Below are 16,145 nucleotides of genomic sequence, written 5' to 3'. Positions count from 1 at the left end.
AGGTGTCGAACGCGGGGGAGATGGACGTTCGGTCAAGCCAGTGTCGCCAATAAATTGGCAGTGATTTTCCATGTTCTATTGGGTGTACATATCCCAGGTCCCAGCTAACCTGCTTAAACCGAATATCCAATTGAAATGGATGTTTTTTTGACGCCAGGTCAGCAGTTGCCAGGGATGCGTATGACACAGGGACGTAGTGGCAGAAAGACACAGTTGCTGCCAGAGGGCACTGCAATGAGGTGGCGCCATACGTTCCAGACCCGTATCGCCGGGGTGCTCGCGTTATTGCTGTTGGTGGTCGTCGCCGCCACTTACTTTGCCGTCAAGGCCGCAACCACCCGGGCCGTCGAGAACCAGGCCGAGGTCCAGCTGGAAACCGGCAGCCAGGTGTTCGAGCGCCTGCTCGACCTGCGCGGTCGCCGCCTGCAATACGGCCTGGACTGGCTGACCGCCGACGAACCTTTCAAGCAAGCCGTGAGCGAAGGCAAGACCGCAGCCATCCTGGCCGCGTTGTACCGGCACGGCACCGGTATCGGTTCCAGCGAAGTGTTTGTATTGGGCCTGGACGGTAGGGTCACGGTCAGCACCTTGCCGCTGTTCACCCCTGGCATGCTGTTCCCCCAGGACGCAGCCTTGCGCCATGCGCGGCGCAGCGGTCTGCAAATGTTGATCGTGGCCATGGACGGGCATCCCTACCTGCTGGTGCAAAAGGACGTCTTGAACCCGCAGCCGGTGGCACGCGTCGTCATGGGCTTTGCGATGGACGCCCAGTTCGCCAACGAACTGCGTTCCATGAGCAACCTGGAAGTGTCGTTCCTCGCCAGGCAGGACGGTCGCACCGGCCCGTTGTTCAGCACTCAGCCCGACACGGTCCGCGCCGATATTCTCGCCACGCTGCGCCGGGTGCCGGCCACCTCCGAGGCCTACATCGAACGCTTCCACGGCCAGCGCTTGCTCAGTCAGGTGCTGTCGCTGGCCAACACCGGCGAGAGCGATGAGGTGCGGGTGCTGCTGCAAAGCCCACTGGACCACGCCCTGGAATCCTTTGCGCCGCTGGACCGGCAGTTCCTCGGGATAGCCCTGGCGGTGCTGGTGGTGTCGCTGGCCGGCGCGTTGTTCCTGGCGCGGCGGGTATCGCGCCCGCTGAATGCGTTGGTGGAGGCCGCGGACCGTATCGGTGCCGGCGATTACCGCACCCCGGTGCGTGTGCGCAGCCACGATGAATTCGGACTGTTGGCCCGGGCGTTCAATGCCATGCAAAGCGGCATCGCCGTGCGCGAGCGGCAACTGGCGCACAACGCCCTGCATGACTCTCTTACCGGCCTGCCCAACCGTGCGCTGGCGATGGAGCGCCTGGGCAGCGCGATCAGTGCGCGTCGGCCAGTGGTGTTGCTGTATGTGGGGATCGAAAACTACCGCCTGATCAACGAGGGTTTCGGCGCCCAGGGCGTCGAGGAAATGCTCCGCGAAGCCAGCCGTTGCCTGTCCATGAGCCTGCTCGCCAGCGACACTGCCGCCCGTATCGCTGGCAGTGAATTCCTGGTGCTGCTGGAAAACACCGAGATCGACCGCGCCGTCGCCCGCGCCGACCGCCTCTACGCGCTGCTCACCGAACCCCAGCGCATCGGCCATGACGAAGTGCGCCACGAGGTCAGTATCGGCATCGCCGCCTACCCCGGGGACGGCCAGCAGGTGGAAGAGTTGATCAGCCGCGCCGCGATTGCCCGGCACGACGCGGCCACCTTGCCCGGGCATTTGCAGATCTATCAGCAGCACCGCGAGTTGGCCCACCAGCGCCAGATCACCCTGATCCGCGACCTGCGCCGTGCGGTGGTCGAAGGCGAACTGTTCCTGTGCTACCAGCCCAAGCTCGACCTCAGCCAGGGCTATGTGCGCCAGGCCGAAGCCTTGCTGCGCTGGCAACATCCGACCCTGGGCCAGGTGTCGCCGGCCGAGTTCATTCCCCTGGCCGAGCGCACCGGCAGCATGGCCAGCCTGACTCTGTGGGTGATCGAAGAAGCGATCCGCCAGATTGCCGAGTGGGGGCAGCGCGGGCTGCATATCCAACTGTCGGTGAATATTTCGGTGGATGACCTGGCCGATGATGACCTGGCGATTCGTGTCACCGCGTTGCTGATGCACTACGCGGTGGCGGCCGAGCAACTGATCTTCGAGATCACCGAAAGCGCGATCATGCACAACCCGCAACAGGCACTGAACGTGTTGGAGCAACTGCGCGGTTGCGGCATCAGTCTGTCGGTGGACGACTACGGCACCGGCTATTCGTCCCTCGCGCAATTGCAGCGCTTGCCGGTGCAGGAGTTGAAGATCGACCAGTCCTTTGTGCGCAACCTCGACAGCACCAGCGGCGACGGGGTAATCGTGCGTTCCACCATCGAGATGAGCCACAACCTGGGGCTCAAGGTGGTGGCCGAAGGCGTGGAGTTTGCGCCGAGCCTGAAGCTGCTCAAGCAGTGGAAGTGCGACACCGCCCAGGGTTACCTGATCAGCCGGCCATTGAATGCCATGGCGTTCGAGATGTGGATGCGCCGCGAGCGGGTGCCGCTCTAGAAAACCCCGGTTGCAGCGGCTACAGATTTTTCGTGCTGCGCCGATGACCTCTACATGTCCTGACCGATTGCATAGTTTTTTGCCGACCGGCGGTCAAGCTTTGCGCTGAAACAATGATGGCAATTGGCCTTGTTTGCGGCATCATCTGCGCCATAACCCTCGTATGTGCCAAGGCAGGCCGCTTTTTTTCACTGCCGTGCGGACCCTTGATGAACCGGATTTTCCTACAGTTTTCCCTGGCGGCCGTATTGTTGTCCGCCCACACCGACGCCGGTGCCGCGACACTGGACGTACAGGTGCGCCAGGCCGATCAGACGCCGGTCAGCGATGCCGTGATCACCTTGCAAGGTCCGGTCGGTGCGCCCGTCGGCACGCTCAAGGCCGATATGGATCAACGCGGCCAGAAGTTCGCGCCCCATGTGCTGGCGGTGCACACCGGCACCCAGGTGCGCTTCCCCAACAGCGACAACATCCGCCATCAGGTCTATTCGTTCTCCGCGGCCAAGCGCTTTGAACTGCGCCTGTACGAAGGCACGCCCACCGAACCGTTGCTGTTCGACAAGCCCGGGGTGGTGGTGCTCGGCTGCAATATCCACGATTGGATGCTCGGCTACATCTATGTCACCGACGACCCCCGCTTCGGCGTCAGCGATGCCCAAGGCCGCGTGCGCCTGGACAACCTGCCGGCCGGTGCCTACCACGTCACCCTGTGGCACCCGCAATTGCTCGACATGCAGCCGCAGGACGGCGGCACCCTGAGCCTGCCTGCCGCGGGCCTGAGCCACGCCGTGCAACTCAAGCTTGAACCGCCGTCGGCCGACCTGCCGCCAGCGCCCACACCGACTGCGTTTGGCGATGCCTTCAATCGAGCCGCCCATGAAACTGCGCAGTAGCTTCCAGGCGCGTGTCGCCAGTGTGCTGATCCTGCTGTTGCTGGTGGTGGTCGGTGCGCTGTATTTCAGCGTCAAGGCCGCGACCAGCGAGGCGGTGCGCGGCCAGGCCAAGGCGCAATTGGAAGTCGGTGCGCGGGTCTTCGAACGCTTGCTCGACGTGCGCGGCCGGCGCCTGGCCGATGGTGTGCAGTTGCTGGCGTCCGACTTCGGTTTTCGCGATGCGGTGGCCAGTGGCGATTCGGCCACCATGCGCTCGGTACTGTTCAACCACGGCAAGCGCATCAACGCCAGCGACATGATCCTGTTGGGCATGGACGGCAAAGTCCTCGCCAGCACCCTCGACGAGGTGCCCGAAGGCTCGACCTTTCGTTATGACCAGGCGCTGCGCGATGCGCGGCGCAATCGCCAGACCATGCTGATGGTGCCGCTGCAAGGCATGCCGCACCTGCTGGTGGAAGCGCCGGTGCTCGCGCCGCTGCCGATTGCGCGGGTAGTGATGGGCCTGCGCATGGACAGCGCGTTCGCCGAAGAGCTGCGCTCGTTGAGCAACCTGGAAGTGTCGTTCTTGAGCCTCGACCGCCAGCAGCCGGGCGAGTTGGTCAGCACCCAGCCCCAGGTGCTGCGCGACAGTATCGTCAACCTGATGCTGGCGCAGGGTACGCATCACGGTGTGGCCACCACCGAACACCTGGAACACAGTTTTCTCAGCCAGTCGCTGGTGTTGGCCAGCGACGCCGACGGCCAGGTCCTGGCCCTGTTGCAGAGCCCCTTGGATGCGGCGATGCAGGCGTTTGCGCCGCTCGACGAAAAAATCCTCGGGATTGCCTTGATCGCGTTGATTGCCTCGTTGATCGGTGCCTTGCTGCTGGCACGCGGTGTCTCGCGCCCGGTGCAGGCCCTGGCGCTCGCCGCCGAACGCATCGGCCAGGGCGATTACCAGACGCCCGTGGTGCTGGCGCGCAGTGATGAACTGGGGCGCTTGGCCAGCGTGTTCAACTCGATGCAAAGCGGCATCGCCGAGCGCGAGCTGCAACTGGCGCACAACGCCTTGCATGATCGCCTCACCGGCTTGCCCAACCGCGCATTGGCCATGGAACGCCTGGGCAATGCCATTGCCACGCACCGGCCGATGGCGCTGATCTACCTGGGCATCGACAACCTGCGCGCTGCCAGCGAAACCGCCGGGCCTGAGGCAGTCGACCAGTTGTTGCTGGACGTGAGCCGCAGCCTGCAAGGCGCGTTGCGCCCCGGCGATACCCTGGCGCATTTGATCGCCGACGAATTCCTGCTGCTGCTCGAAGGCGCCGGCAGCGACGAAGCGGTGGGCCTGGCCGACAAGCTGCAACAGTTGCTGCTGCGCCCACGCCGCATCAACGGCCACGACCTGGCGCTGGATTGCCGCCTTGGCATTGCGGCCTACCCGGACGATGGTGAAAGCGCCGACACCTTGCTCGAGCGTGCGGCGATTGCAATGAAGGACGCCGCGCAAATGCCCGGCCGCCTGCAGATCTACGAACACGGTCGCGACCTTGTGCACCGTCGCCAGGTCACCCTGATCCGCGACCTGCGCCACGCGCCCAGCCAGGGCCAGTTGCTCTTGCACTACCAACCCAAACTCGACATCCGCCAAGGCCACGTACGCCAGGCCGAAGCCCTGTTGCGCTGGCAGCATCCGCAGTTCGGCATGGTTTCGCCGGCGGAATTCATCCCCCTGGCCGAACGCTCGGGCAGTATCCAGTTGCTGACCCATTGGGTGATCGAGGAGGGCATCCGCCAACTGTGTGAATGGAACCGGCGCGGCCTGTCCCTGCAACTGTCGCTGAACATCTCGGCGGATGATCTGCTCGGTGATGACCTGGCCCATCGCGTCTCGGCGCTGCTGCGCCGTTATGGCTTGCCGGCCGAACAACTGCTGTTCGAGATCACCGAAAGCGCGGTGATGCGCGAGCCGGAAAAAGCCCTGAAAGTCCTGCACCTGCTGCGCGACTGTGGCATCAGCCTGTCGGTGGATGACTTCGGCACCGGCTATTCGTCGCTGGCGCACCTCAAGCGCCTGCCGGTGCAAGAGTTGAAGATCGACCAATCCTTTGTGCGCAACCTTGATGAAACCAGTGAAGACGCGGTGATCGTGCGTTCCACCATCGAGATGAGCCACAACCTGGGTCTCAAGGTCGTCGCCGAGGGCGTCGAGTACGCCCATAGCCTACGCTTGCTGGAGCGCTGGCAATGCGACACGGCCCAGGGTTATCTGATCAGCCGGCCGTTGAGTGCCGATGCTTTCGAAGCCTGGGTGGCGTTGCCCCTCAGTGCGCAAACTTCCCTGGTTCATTGAGTGACATGCGCGTGCGTTGTTCCGTTCTGATCGGCTGCCTCGGCGCCCTGACCCTGCAAACGGCGCTGGCCGACAACGGCCGCCTGATTGCCACCGGCGGCGCCAGCAGCATTGAAGGCACGGCGGGCGGCGGGATCACGCCGTGGGCGGTGCTGGCCGGTTACGGCGAACAGCACGAGTGGGGCGCCACGGCGTTCGCCACCACGGTCAACCTGCCGGACTACCGGCTCGACGTGGCCGGGCTGGCGCTGGCCTATGACAACCGCGTCGAGCTGTCTTTCGCCCGCCAGCGTTTCGACCTGGGCACCCTGGTGCACAAGCTGGACCTGCCCGAAGACAACCTCGGCCAGGACGTACTGGGCCTCAAGGTGCGGCTGTTTGGCGATGTGATCTACGACAACCTGCCCCAGGTGTCCCTGGGCCTGGAATACAAGCACCAGACTAACTTCGACATTCCCAACCTGGTCGGTGCCAAGCGCGACAGCGACGTCGAAGGCTACCTGGCCGCCAGCCGTTTGTTCATGGGTGCAGCCTTTGGCTACAACGTGCTGGTCAACGGCAGCCTGCGCTACAGCCGCGCCAATGAAACCGGCTTGCTCGGTTTTGGCGGCGACCGCCGTGACAGCCGCAGCCTGCTCAAGGAAGGCTCGGTGGCGCTGCTGTTCAACCCGCGCTGGGCGGTGGGCGTGGAATACCGCGAAAAGCCTGACAACCTGTCGTTTGCCGGTGAAAGCGACTGGGCGGATGTGTTTGTCGGCTACTTCCCGAACAAGCATGTGTCGTTTGTATTGGCCTACGCACGCCTCGGCGAAATCGCCACGCTGGATAACCAGAACGGCACTTATCTGTCTGTGCAAGGGAGTTTTTGATGCGCTGGCTACCGCTATGCCTGGTCCTGCTGCTCGGCGCCTGCGCCCAGCAACCGCCGAAGGATGACAGCCTGTACCGTGACCTTGGCGCCATGCCCGGCATCACGCGGATCGTCGAGGGCATGCTGCTCAACATCGCCCGTGATGAGCGCATCGTCGAGCGCTTCCGGCGGATCGACATCCAGCGTTTGCGTAATAAGCTGATCGAGCAGTTTTGCGCAGAGGCGGGCGGACCGTGCGTGTATACCGGGGACAGCATGGCGGAGAGTCACAAGGGGCAGAATGTGAGCCGCAGTGACTTCAATGCGTTGGTCGAGGATTTGATCGCGGCGATGGACAAGCAAGGGATTTCGGTGCCGGTGCAGAATCGCCTGATAGCGCGGTTGGCGCCGATGCGCGGTGAAGTGATCGAGCACTGAGCTTGCAGACAACACCGTCAAAAAATGTGGGAGCAAACCTGCTCCCACACAAGCCCGTTCCCACAGTTGGTTTTGTGTCAATGAACATGAAAAAAGGCGGCGACCCTCAACAGGTCGCCGCCTTTTTTACTGCCGGTAAAGCTTAATCGGGCAGTTTGAACGCCATCACATAGTCACCCTGCTTGGTACCCAGGGAACCATGACCGCCCGCCACGACCAGCACGTACTGCTTGCCGTCCTTGCCGGTGTAGGTCATCGGTGTGGTTTGCGCGCCTGCTGGCAGGCGGCCTTCCCACAGTTGCTTGCCGTTTTTCACGTCATAGGCACGCAGGTACTGGTCCAGGGTGCCGCTGAGGAACGCGACGCCACCGGCGGTGGTGAACGTCCCGCCCAGGCTTGGCACGCCCATGGTCAGCGGGATTGGTACCGGCGCGCTATCACGCACGGTGCCGTTCTTGTGCATCCAGATGGTTTTGTGGGTGGTCAGGTCGACCGCAGCCACATAACCCCAGGCCGGCGCCTGGCACGGCAGGCCCAGTGGCGACAGCAGCGCTTCGAGGATCACGCCGTACGGCGCGCCTTTGTTCGGCTGCACGCCTTCGGTTTCGCTGACGCGCGGGCCTTGCTTGGCGATGTCGGCGGCCGGGATCAGCTTGGACTTGAACGCCATGTAGCTTGGGTTGACGAAGGCCAGTTGGCGTACTGGGTCGACAGAAATGCCACCCCAGTCGAACACGCCGAAGTTACCTGGGTAAACGATCGAACCCTGCAGCGATGGCGGAGTGAACGGACCGTCGTAGCGCATGGATTTGAAATCAATCCGGCACAGCAGTTGGTCGAACGGGGTCACGCCCCACATGTCGCGCTCTTTCAACGGCGGCGGCATGAAGTTCAGGTCGGACTTGGGTTGGGTCGGCGAGGTGCGATCACCGGCCACTGCGCCTTGCGGTACAGGGACTTCGTTGATCGGCACCACAGGTTGGCCGGTCGCACGGTCCAGCACGTAGATGCTGCCTTGCTTGGTCGACGCCATCACCGCTTGCTTGACGCCGTCAGCGGTCTTGATGTCGACCAGCGAAGGTTGGCCGCCCACGTCCATGTCCCAGAGGTCATGGTGCGTGAACTGGAAGTGCCATTTCACGTGACCGCTATCGATGTCCAGAGCGGTCAGGCCGGCGCTGTATTTTTCCGATTCGTCGGTACGGTCGCCGCCGTATTGGTCGGGCATCTGGTTGCCCATCGGCAGGTAGAGCAGGCCGAGTTTTTCATCCACCGAGAACATGGACCACATGTTCGGCGAGTTACGGGTGTAGGTCTTGCCTTCGGCCAACGGGGTGGTGTCGTCCGGGTTGCCGCTGTCCCAGTTCCACACCAGCTTGCCGGTGTGCACGTCGAACGCACGGATCACGCCGCTCGGCTCGTCGGTGGAGACGTTGTCGGTGACGTGACCGCCGATCACCACCAGGTTTTTGGTCACGGCCGGTGGCGAAGTGGAGTAGTAACCGCCGGGGGCGAAACCACCGATGTTGGCGCGCAGGTCGACCTGGCCTTTGTCACCGAAGTCTTCGCACATCTTGCCGGTGTCGGCGTTCAGAGCGATCAGACGGGTGTCGGCAGTCGGTACGAAAATGCGTTTCGGGCAGGCATTCGGCGCGGCGGCCGGGCTGGCGCTGCCGGTCGGGCTCTGTTCGGAGGCGTAGACGGCGTCATCGTGATACGACACGCCACGGCAGGTCATGTGGGCCCAGCCTTTGAAGTTCTCGGCGCCCATGCTGCTGATCTTCGGATCGAAGCGCCAGATTTCCTTGCCGGTGTCCGGGTCCAGGGCAATTACTTGGCTGTGTGGGGTGCACACGTAGAGCATGCCGTTGACTTTCAGCGGGGTGTTTTCCGCGGTGGTCTCGCCTGGATCGTTCGGGCCAGGCAGGTCGCCGGTGCGGTAGGTCCACGCCGGAACCAGCTTGCTGACGTTCTGCGGGGTGATCTGCGCCAGCGGCGAGTAACGGTCACCAAAGGCCGAGCGGCCGTAGGAATTCCAGTCGCCATCGGGCTGGGGCGGTGCGGTGTTGGTCATGCCAGGCACGGCGTCGCGGTCCAGCTGGCCTTTGACCAGTTCACCCGGGTTGGTGAATTGGCTGGCCAGGGCAGTAGCACCCGCCAGCACCACGGCCACGCTCAGCGCGCCGGTGCCCAGTGGCGCCGGTTGGCCGTTCAGCAGCGGGCGACGGACCCACGGCAGCAGCATGACGATGCCCAAGGCAAACAGCAGTGCCAGGCGCGGCACCAATTGCCACCAGTCCAGGCCGACTTCCCACAGGGCCCATACGGTGCTGGCGAACAGCACCAGAGCGTACAGGCCCAGCGCGGCGCGGCGGTTGGCCAGCAGCAGGATGCCGGTCAGGCCGACGCCGATACCGGCCAGCAAGTAGTACAGCGACCCGCCGAGCATACTCAGCTTGACGCCGCCGGCCAGCAAGGCCAGGCCCATGATCAGCAGCAAGACGCCTAGCAGCTTGGGCAGCAAGCGGCTCGGACTTGAAGCACCATCAGTGCTCATAGTGTGTTTCTCCGTTACGTTGGAATTATGTAACCCCGTGCTTCACTGTAGATGACGATTCAGCGCGGGCTTGGTTCAGCGATAGTCGGTTTTTCTGTGGATAAGCAGGGTTATCCACAGGCGGGCGATTTATTCCCAGGCGCAGGGGGGTGTAAGACAGCGCTGTCTTTACGAGCAGGAGGCTTCGGCAAGATGGGGTCGACCGGGGAAATGAAACGTTTCAGGTTGTTGCCGGGAAGGATAAAGGGAGTTGTCTTGGAGAGAAAGGGCGAATCGCGATATGCATCATTTCTGAATTGGTAACAGTGACGAATCGTCGCTGCAAAATCAATGTGGGAGCGGGCTTGCTCGCGAATGCGGTGTGTCAGTCAATGCAGCTGTGACTGATCCACCGCATTCGCGAGCAAGCCCGCTCCCACAGGGGATCTACGGTGTCGCTTAGAACGTCGTACGAACGCCGAACTGCACACTACGCCCCGGCGCCGGCGCGATGTCCCGCAGGATCGAGCTGGCATAGCGCACGGTCTGGTTGGTGAGGTTTTCACCGTTCACAAACGCCAGCCACTCGCTGCCACCGACGTTGAAGCGGTAACCCGCGCTCGCGCCCAGGGTGGTGTAGCCATCGGTGCCGCTTTCGTTGTCCGGCACACGGCCCTGGCCGGCGGCGTGTTCCACGTCGATGCGCGCTTGCCAACGCTCCAGTTCCCACAGCAAGCCGCTGTTCAAGCGCAGCGGGGCGATGCGTGGCAAGGCTTCGCCGGTGTCGAGGTTGGTGGCGCGGGTGTAGTCGCCCGACAGCTCCAGTGCGAACTTGCCGTAGGCGCCTTCGCCGAGTTTCCAGTGATCCTGGGCCTCAAAGCCTGCGAAACGGGCGCGTACGCCGGAGTATTTGTACTCGGGGATGCCATCTGCGTCTTCTTCGCCTTCATCGTTCAGCGTACGACCACTGCCCAACAAGCCGATGTAATTGGAGAAGTGGCTGTAGAACACGCCGAAGCTGCCCTTGTGGGTACCATTGTCAAAGCGCAGGGCCAGGTCGCTGGACACGGCTTTCTCTTTCTTCAGGTTGGCGTCGCCCAACTCGTAGGTGCCGGTGGCGACGTGGGCGCCGTTGGCGTACAGCTCGTAGAAGGTCGGGGCGCGCTCGGTGTAGCCCAGGGTCGCGGCCAGCGACCAGATCGGCGTGAGGGTATAGACCGCGCCCGAGGACAGGCTGCCGGCGGTGAAATCATTGGATTTGTCGGCGCCGGCAAAGCGGGCGTTGCCCTTGGCGTCCGGGTCGACACTGGTGTGTTCCAGGCGCCCGCCGAGGCTGAGCTTGAGGCGTTCGGTGGCCTGCATCTCTTCGAGGATAAACAGCGCGCCGGCATTGGTATCGGTCTGCGGTACGAAGGCTTCTTCACCCAGGGCCGAAAATTCGTTGCGCGTCACTTGGGCGCCGACCACGCCGTTGAACGGGCCGATCGGTTGGTGACGGGCTTCGACGCGGGCTTCATAACCCTTGTTCTTGAAGATCGTGCCGGTTTCGCCGCCTTCGATCTCGCGGTGTTCGTAATCGGTGTAGCCCGCGTCGACTTTGACCGAGGTAAACGGCCCTTGCAGGTTACGGATTTCGGAGGCGAAGGCGTAGTGATCCTGCTTCATGCGGATACGCACGTCCTGCTCGGCGGGGGAGCCGTAGTTAGCGTCGTAATTGCTGTAGGACAGCCCGGCGTAACCGTCGTCCCAGGTGTAGGAACCGCCTACGGCGCCGCCGTCCTGGCGCCCGTCGCTGTTGCCCAGGCGCCCGTTTTTGCCGGGGCCATCGTCGGTCTCGGGTGCATGGCGGCTGCGGGCCTGGCCCGGGATCTTGAGGTCGTTGAATTCCCGTGCGTTGGCATCCAGGTGCAAGGCGAACGTGCCGTTGCCGGCTTCCAGCTTGCCCGCGCTGCTGCGGGTGGTGTCGGCGCCGCCGTAGCGCAATTCACCGACACCGTGGATGCCTTCGATGGCTTCGGTGGGAATGCGGTTGTCGAAGGTATTCACCACGCCGCCGATGGCGCTGCCGCCGTACAGCAAGGCCGCCGGGCCGCGCACGATTTCAATGCGGTCGACATTGATCGGGTCCAGCGGCACCGCGTGGTCGTAGGACAACGACGACGCATCCAGTGCGCCGACGCCGTTGCGCAGGATGCGGATACGGTCGCCGTCCTGGCCACGGATGATCGGCCGGCTGGCACCTGGGCCGAAGTATGAGGACGACACGCCTGGCTGCTTGTTGAGGGTTTCGCCGAGGCTGCCTTTTTGTTGCAGGGTCAGGTCATCGCCTTCCAGCACAGTGGTCGGCGAAGCGAGTTGCTCGCTGCCCAGCGGGTTGCCGGTGATGACTTGGGGTTGCAGCTCAAGGGCCTGGGCTTGTGAGCAGATCAACAGGGCGGCGGCAAGCGGGGTCAAGCGCCACAGAGAAGAGAGGGACATCGGACATTCCTTGGCAAAACGGCGAAAAGATTTGATAACTATAGTTACAATATAACATCTCTTTTTCGCTGGGAACGGGAACTTTTTATAACTGGCAGGTGCAGTGCTAAGGTGTGCACCTTCGTGAGCACTTTTTTCATAGGCCTGGCATGACCGCGACAAGCAACGACCCCCTCCACGGTGTGACCCTGCAACACGTCCTCACCACCCTGGTGGAACACTACGAATGGTCCGGCCTGGCCGAACGCATTGATATTCGCTGCTTCAAGAGTGATCCGAGCATCAAGTCGAGCCTGACCTTCCTGCGCAAGACCCCATGGGCGCGGGAAAAAGTCGAAGGGTTGTACGTCAAGCTGATGCGCACCAAACGCCCGTTGGATTGAGCCGGTGAAGCGCTTTGTGGCCGCAGCGGCGCTGGCCGGCTGGGCGGGGCTGGCAATCCAGCAATACCTGATCTTCTATTCGCGCTGGTCCAGCGGCGCCAGCCTGTTGGGCGGGTTGATCAACTTCTTCAGTTTCTTCACGGTACTGACCAACACCTTGGCGGTGGTGGTGTTGAGCTATGCGCTGGTCAGGCGCGATTCGGCGGCGAAGCGGTTTTTCCTCGCGCCAAGGATCAGCAGTGGCATCGCCGTGAGCATCGTCGTGGTGGGCCTGGCGTACAGCCTTCTGCTGCGGCACCTGTGGCAGCCGGAAGGCTTTCAATGGGTTGCCGACGAGTTGCTGCACGATGTGATGCCGGTGCTGTTTTGCATCTATTGGTGGCGCTGTGTGCCCAAGGGCACGTTGCGGCTCAAGCACATCGGCGCGTGGGTGATCTACCCCTTGATCTACTTTGGTTATGTGCTGCTGCGTGGGCATTTGCTTGGGCAGTATCAGTACCCGTTCATCGATGTGGACACGCTCGGTTATCCACAAGTATTTGTGAATGCCGGAGGGATTCTGGCGGGGTTTGTTGCGGTTGCGTTGGCGGTGGTGGGGCTGGACAAGCTGCTGAAATCCCCCCGCGCCTGAAGCGGGCAAAGCTCCAACTGTGGGAGCTTTGCCCGAGTCCGGTCTTAGTCTTCTTCGCTGCCTTCGGCACGCCAGTAGCCGACGGCCTTGAGGAATTCCTCGTTGACCTTGTGCGTATCCAACAACACGCGCCGCACCTGGCGCGACAGTTTGGTTTCCGTCGCCACGAAGCTGTACAGCGAACCACTCGGCAGTGTCAGCTTGCGCACGGTTTCCACCAGGTCATCCTGGCCACGAATCACCCAGATCACCTCTACATCGGCCGCGCTGTTCAGCGTCTGCTTTTCCGCCGCATCGGCAATCTCAATCACCGCCAGCACCGTGCGCCCGGCCGGCAATTCGTCCAGGCGTCGCGCAATCGCGGGCAGGGCGGTTTCGTCGCCGATCAGCAGATAGCTGTCGAAGATGTCCGGCACGATCATCGAGCCCCGTGGCCCGCCGATGTACAGGTATTGGCCGACTTGCGCCTGATCGGCCCAGGTCGACGCGGGGCCGTCGCCGTGCAGCACGAAGTCGATGTCCAACTCGCCCATGCTCAGGTCGAAACGGCGCGGCGTGTAGTCGCGCATGGCCGGTTGCGGGCCGTCGCCCTTGATGTTGAAACTCGGGCTCTCCAGCGCGGCTTGTTCGGCGGCGTTCTGCGGGAACAGCAGCTTGATATGGTCGTCGCTGCCCAGGCTGACAAACCCTGCCAGCTCAGGCCCGCCCAGGGTGATGCGGCGCATGCGCGGGGTGATGTCGACCACCCGCAGCACCTGCAGGCGACGGCGTTTGATTTCGTGGCTAACGCGGTGGATTACTTGAGTCTTCATGGGGCTTTCCCGTCGGCAATGGTTTGAGCGGTGCGATTGAGCAGCGCTGCGACACGAACGATTTTTTGCGGGCTCCAGCGCCACTGCAGGCTCGCTAGAGAAGAGACGACCGGCGTCGGTGATTGTGTAGCGTTTTTTTCCAGGAACGTCAGCGTCGGGTCGATCATGCCGGGGGTGTAGGCGCCGTCGATCTGGCGAATCAGGTTATCACGGACTTTTCCAATGGTCGGCACTGATGAACGGCGCCAAGGGCAGGATTACTTTGCCACGGCCGACATCAGCAACTTGCGAATTTCCCCGGTAATTGCACTTTTGGTGCCTTGCTCCAAGATCCCCACTCGGCGCACCGCCAAGTCTCCCGGCAACGGCAGTACCCGCAGGCTTGGGTCTTTGTGCCAGTCGAAATTTTTCAGCAGCGGCACGATGGCCACTCCGACTTGCTGGCGTACCAGGTCGGCGATGCCGATGATTGAGTTCAGTTCGAGGATTTCCAACGGTTCGACCGATTCACTCTTGATGATCGACTGCACCTTGCGGCCTACGGCAGTGGAACGGTCATAGCGAATGAACGGCTGGGTCCTGAGCAATTCCACAGCGTCGTTGATGCCGGCGGTTTGCGCAGCATTGGCGAGCATGACGATGGGCTCGTTGTAGAGCAGGGTCCAGCTCAATCCATCGAAGTTCTGCCGTGTCGTCTCGATCAGTAAGGCCGCGTCAAGCTTGGCGGCGTGTACCAGATTGACCACTTCGTCGGAGCGGGCGGTCATCAGGTTGACCGAAATGCGAGGGTGCAGCTTTTTCAGTTGCACCAGGCAATTGGCGAGCAGGCCCATGCCGGAGGTAATGCCGCCGATGGACACTTCACCCTCCATGGCCATGCCATCGGGGGCCTCGGCAATCATTTGCTCATAGTCCGCCAACAGGCGCTTGGCCTTGGGCAGCAACAACACGCCATCGCGGCTCAGCTTGATCTGCCGCTGGCTACGGTCGAACAGCGGTCGGCGCATCTCTTCTTCGAGGGCTCGCATTTGCTGGCCGACAGCAGCATTGGTGAGGGCCACACGGTCGGCGGCGGCGGCAAAACTGCCGTATTCGGCGACGGCGATAAACGTCTTGAAGAAACGAATGTTGCTCATGGAGAGGCCCGTGCTCATGGATGCGATTGCATCGTAAAGGTTTTGTTTACCCTGCATAAAGTTAAATTAGTTTTTCTTTTTATTGCGCTCTGCCAATACTCAAGTCCGAACTGACTCGGCGAACTTTCCAAATGAGCAATCCAGATATCAGCCCTGAATACGCAGCATTGCGTGCGGCAAAAAACGTGTATCACCTCGGCGCAACCACGGTGTACTCCCACCATGAAGACAGCCGGTTTGCCTACACCCTCTACGTGCCTGAAGCCATCGAGGACACCACCCGGCCGGTAGATCTGGTGGTCTCGCTGCACGGCTCCACCCGTGCGATGGAGGTTTACCGCAATGGCTTCGCGGAGTTTGGCCGCTGGAACGATTGTGTGATCCTGTCGCCGCTGTTCCCGGTCGGTGTGCTGGGCGACGGCAATGGTGATGGCTACAAGCAGATGGTCGAGGGCGATATCCGTTACGACCAAGTACTACTCGACATGATCGCCAGCGTTGGCAAACGCTACGGTCGCAGCTTCGATACCTTTGCACTGTTCGGCTATTCCGGTGGTGGGCAATTCACCCATCGCTTCTGCTATCTGCACCCCGAAAAACTCTGGGCGGCGTCCATCGGCGCGCCCGGTTCGGTGACCCTGCTCGATGCCGATCAGGACTGGTGGGTCGGTGTGCGGGACTTTGCCACGCGCTTTGGCAAACCGTTGAACCTGCCAGCCTTGCAGCGATTGCCCGTGCATATGGTGGTGGGGGATTCAGACCTCGAAACCTGGGAAATCACCCACCGTGAAGGCGGCAAACACTTCATGGCCGGTGCCAACGCTGCCGGGCGTACGCGACCGGAACGTCTGGCTACCTTGAAGGCCAGCTTCGAGGCCGCCGGTGTGCAAGTGCACTTTGACCTGCTGCCCAACGTCGCGCACCAGGGCGTCAAGGCGATGCCGGCTGCCCAGGATTTCTTCGCCAAGGTGTTGCGCCACAAGCGCAGCCTGGGCTGATACACCGCAGGTGATGCACTCAGAACAGACCGTATAAAAATAACCAAGGATTCACTCATTCTGATGCCGGTCCTGCCTTGGCTCCCG

12 protein-coding genes and 1 pseudogene are annotated in these 16,145 nt (G+C 62.3%); 8 read left to right on the top strand and 5 right to left on the bottom strand.

The genetic code is table 11. The features are described from left to right. Nucleotides 1-234 precede the first annotated feature (234 nt). The 5 genes from LIY36_RS13915 (at nucleotide 235) to LIY36_RS13895 (ending at nucleotide 7,084) form a co-directional block, all read left to right on the top strand. A complete protein-coding gene (locus LIY36_RS13915) occupies nucleotides 235-2,571 on the top strand; it encodes a putative bifunctional diguanylate cyclase/phosphodiesterase (RefSeq protein WP_226455987.1) in 2,337 nt (778 codons plus the stop codon). 209 nt (nucleotides 2,572-2,780) lie between these two features. Continuing rightward, on the top strand, nucleotides 2,781-3,464 hold the full coding sequence (locus LIY36_RS13910) for a methylamine utilization protein (protein ID WP_226455986.1): 684 nt from the start codon (nucleotides 2,781-2,783) through the stop codon (nucleotides 3,462-3,464). After that, nucleotides 3,448-5,796: a bifunctional diguanylate cyclase/phosphodiesterase gene (locus tag LIY36_RS13905; RefSeq protein WP_226455985.1), complete on the top strand. Its 2,349-nt coding sequence runs from the start codon at nucleotides 3,448-3,450 to the stop codon at nucleotides 5,794-5,796. Before LIY36_RS13910 ends, LIY36_RS13905 begins: the two co-directional genes overlap by 17 nt. Before the next feature lie 5 nt (nucleotides 5,797-5,801). Continuing rightward, on the top strand, nucleotides 5,802-6,665 hold the full coding sequence (locus tag LIY36_RS13900) for a DUF3034 family protein (protein WP_226455984.1): 864 nt from the start codon (nucleotides 5,802-5,804) through the stop codon (nucleotides 6,663-6,665). After that, nucleotides 6,665-7,084: a group I truncated hemoglobin gene (locus LIY36_RS13895; RefSeq protein WP_192297402.1), complete on the top strand. Its 420-nt coding sequence runs from the start codon at nucleotides 6,665-6,667 to the stop codon at nucleotides 7,082-7,084. Before LIY36_RS13900 ends, LIY36_RS13895 begins: the two co-directional genes overlap by 1 nt. 142 nt (nucleotides 7,085-7,226) lie before the next feature. On the opposite strand, the gene LIY36_RS13890 is transcribed toward LIY36_RS13895, so the two are convergent. Both LIY36_RS13890 and LIY36_RS13885 read right to left on the bottom strand, forming a co-directional pair. Further along, on the bottom strand, nucleotides 7,227-9,641 hold the full coding sequence (locus LIY36_RS13890; RefSeq protein ID WP_192297400.1) for a glucose/quinate/shikimate family membrane-bound PQQ-dependent dehydrogenase: 2,415 nt from the start codon (nucleotides 9,639-9,641) through the stop codon (nucleotides 7,227-7,229). A 438-nt stretch (nucleotides 9,642-10,079) separates the two neighbouring features. Then, nucleotides 10,080-12,098 carry a TonB-dependent receptor gene (locus tag LIY36_RS13885; protein ID WP_226455983.1) on the bottom strand — a complete coding sequence of 673 codons (2,019 nt, stop codon included), beginning with the start codon at nucleotides 12,096-12,098 and terminating at the stop codon, nucleotides 10,080-10,082. Nucleotides 12,099-12,247: 149 nt separating this feature from the next. On the opposite strand from LIY36_RS13885, the gene LIY36_RS13880 reads away from it, so the two are divergent. Both LIY36_RS13880 and LIY36_RS13875 read left to right on the top strand, forming a co-directional pair. Continuing rightward, on the top strand, nucleotides 12,248-12,481 hold the full coding sequence (locus tag LIY36_RS13880; protein WP_003188882.1) for a VF530 family DNA-binding protein: 234 nt from the start codon (nucleotides 12,248-12,250) through the stop codon (nucleotides 12,479-12,481). Between the two features lie 4 nt (nucleotides 12,482-12,485). Beyond that, on the top strand, nucleotides 12,486-13,112 hold the full coding sequence (locus tag LIY36_RS13875) for a Pr6Pr family membrane protein (protein WP_226455982.1): 627 nt from the start codon (nucleotides 12,486-12,488) through the stop codon (nucleotides 13,110-13,112). Nucleotides 13,113-13,156: 44 nt separating this feature from the next. On the opposite strand, the gene LIY36_RS13870 is transcribed toward LIY36_RS13875, so the two are convergent. From LIY36_RS13870 to LIY36_RS13860, 3 genes and pseudogenes are all read right to left on the bottom strand, one after another. After that, a complete protein-coding gene (locus tag LIY36_RS13870; RefSeq protein WP_226455981.1) occupies nucleotides 13,157-13,924 on the bottom strand; it encodes a siderophore-interacting protein in 768 nt (255 codons plus the stop codon). Further along, nucleotides 13,921-14,130, bottom strand: a pseudogene (locus LIY36_RS13865) (PadR family transcriptional regulator); the annotation flags it as partial. The pseudogene LIY36_RS13865 and the gene LIY36_RS13870, both read right to left, overlap by 4 nt. 51 nt (nucleotides 14,131-14,181) lie before the next feature. Then, on the bottom strand, nucleotides 14,182-15,060 hold the full coding sequence (locus tag LIY36_RS13860; RefSeq protein ID WP_226455980.1) for a LysR family transcriptional regulator: 879 nt from the start codon (nucleotides 15,058-15,060) through the stop codon (nucleotides 14,182-14,184). Nucleotides 15,061-15,191: 131 nt separating this feature from the next. Between LIY36_RS13860 and LIY36_RS13855 the strand changes: the two genes are divergently transcribed. Beyond that, nucleotides 15,192-16,058: an alpha/beta hydrolase gene (locus LIY36_RS13855; RefSeq protein WP_226455979.1), complete on the top strand. Its 867-nt coding sequence runs from the start codon at nucleotides 15,192-15,194 to the stop codon at nucleotides 16,056-16,058. Nucleotides 16,059-16,145 lie beyond the last annotated feature (87 nt).

It is taken from the genome of Pseudomonas sp. AF03-9 (assembly GCF_020515815.1).
Lineage (GTDB): Bacteria > Pseudomonadota > Gammaproteobacteria > Pseudomonadales > Pseudomonadaceae > Aquipseudomonas.
The sequence above is the reverse complement of the archived record's forward strand: the minus strand, read 5'-3'. Positions and strand labels throughout refer to the sequence as shown.

Excerpts from the sequence above, each read along its gene's own strand:
- LIY36_RS13915 (WP_226455987.1), top strand. The coding sequence starts at position 235 with ATGAGGTGGCGCCATACGTTCCAGACCCGTATCGCCGGGGTGCTCGCG.
- LIY36_RS13910 (WP_226455986.1), top strand. The coding sequence starts at position 2,781 with ATGAACCGGATTTTCCTACAGTTTTCCCTGGCGGCCGTATTGTTGTCC.
- LIY36_RS13905 (WP_226455985.1), top strand. The coding sequence starts at position 3,448 with ATGAAACTGCGCAGTAGCTTCCAGGCGCGTGTCGCCAGTGTGCTGATC.
- LIY36_RS13900 (WP_226455984.1), top strand. The coding sequence starts at position 5,802 with ATGCGCGTGCGTTGTTCCGTTCTGATCGGCTGCCTCGGCGCCCTGACC.
- LIY36_RS13895 (WP_192297402.1), top strand. The coding sequence starts at position 6,665 with ATGCGCTGGCTACCGCTATGCCTGGTCCTGCTGCTCGGCGCCTGCGCC.
- LIY36_RS13890 (WP_192297400.1), bottom strand. The coding sequence starts at position 9,641 with ATGAGCACTGATGGTGCTTCAAGTCCGAGCCGCTTGCTGCCCAAGCTG.
- LIY36_RS13885 (WP_226455983.1), bottom strand. The coding sequence starts at position 12,098 with ATGTCCCTCTCTTCTCTGTGGCGCTTGACCCCGCTTGCCGCCGCCCTG.
- LIY36_RS13880 (WP_003188882.1), top strand. The coding sequence starts at position 12,248 with ATGACCGCGACAAGCAACGACCCCCTCCACGGTGTGACCCTGCAACAC.
- LIY36_RS13870 (WP_226455981.1), bottom strand. The coding sequence starts at position 13,924 with ATGAAGACTCAAGTAATCCACCGCGTTAGCCACGAAATCAAACGCCGT.
- LIY36_RS13860 (WP_226455980.1), bottom strand. The coding sequence starts at position 15,060 with ATGAGCAACATTCGTTTCTTCAAGACGTTTATCGCCGTCGCCGAATAC.
- LIY36_RS13855 (WP_226455979.1), top strand. The coding sequence starts at position 15,192 with ATGAGCAATCCAGATATCAGCCCTGAATACGCAGCATTGCGTGCGGCA.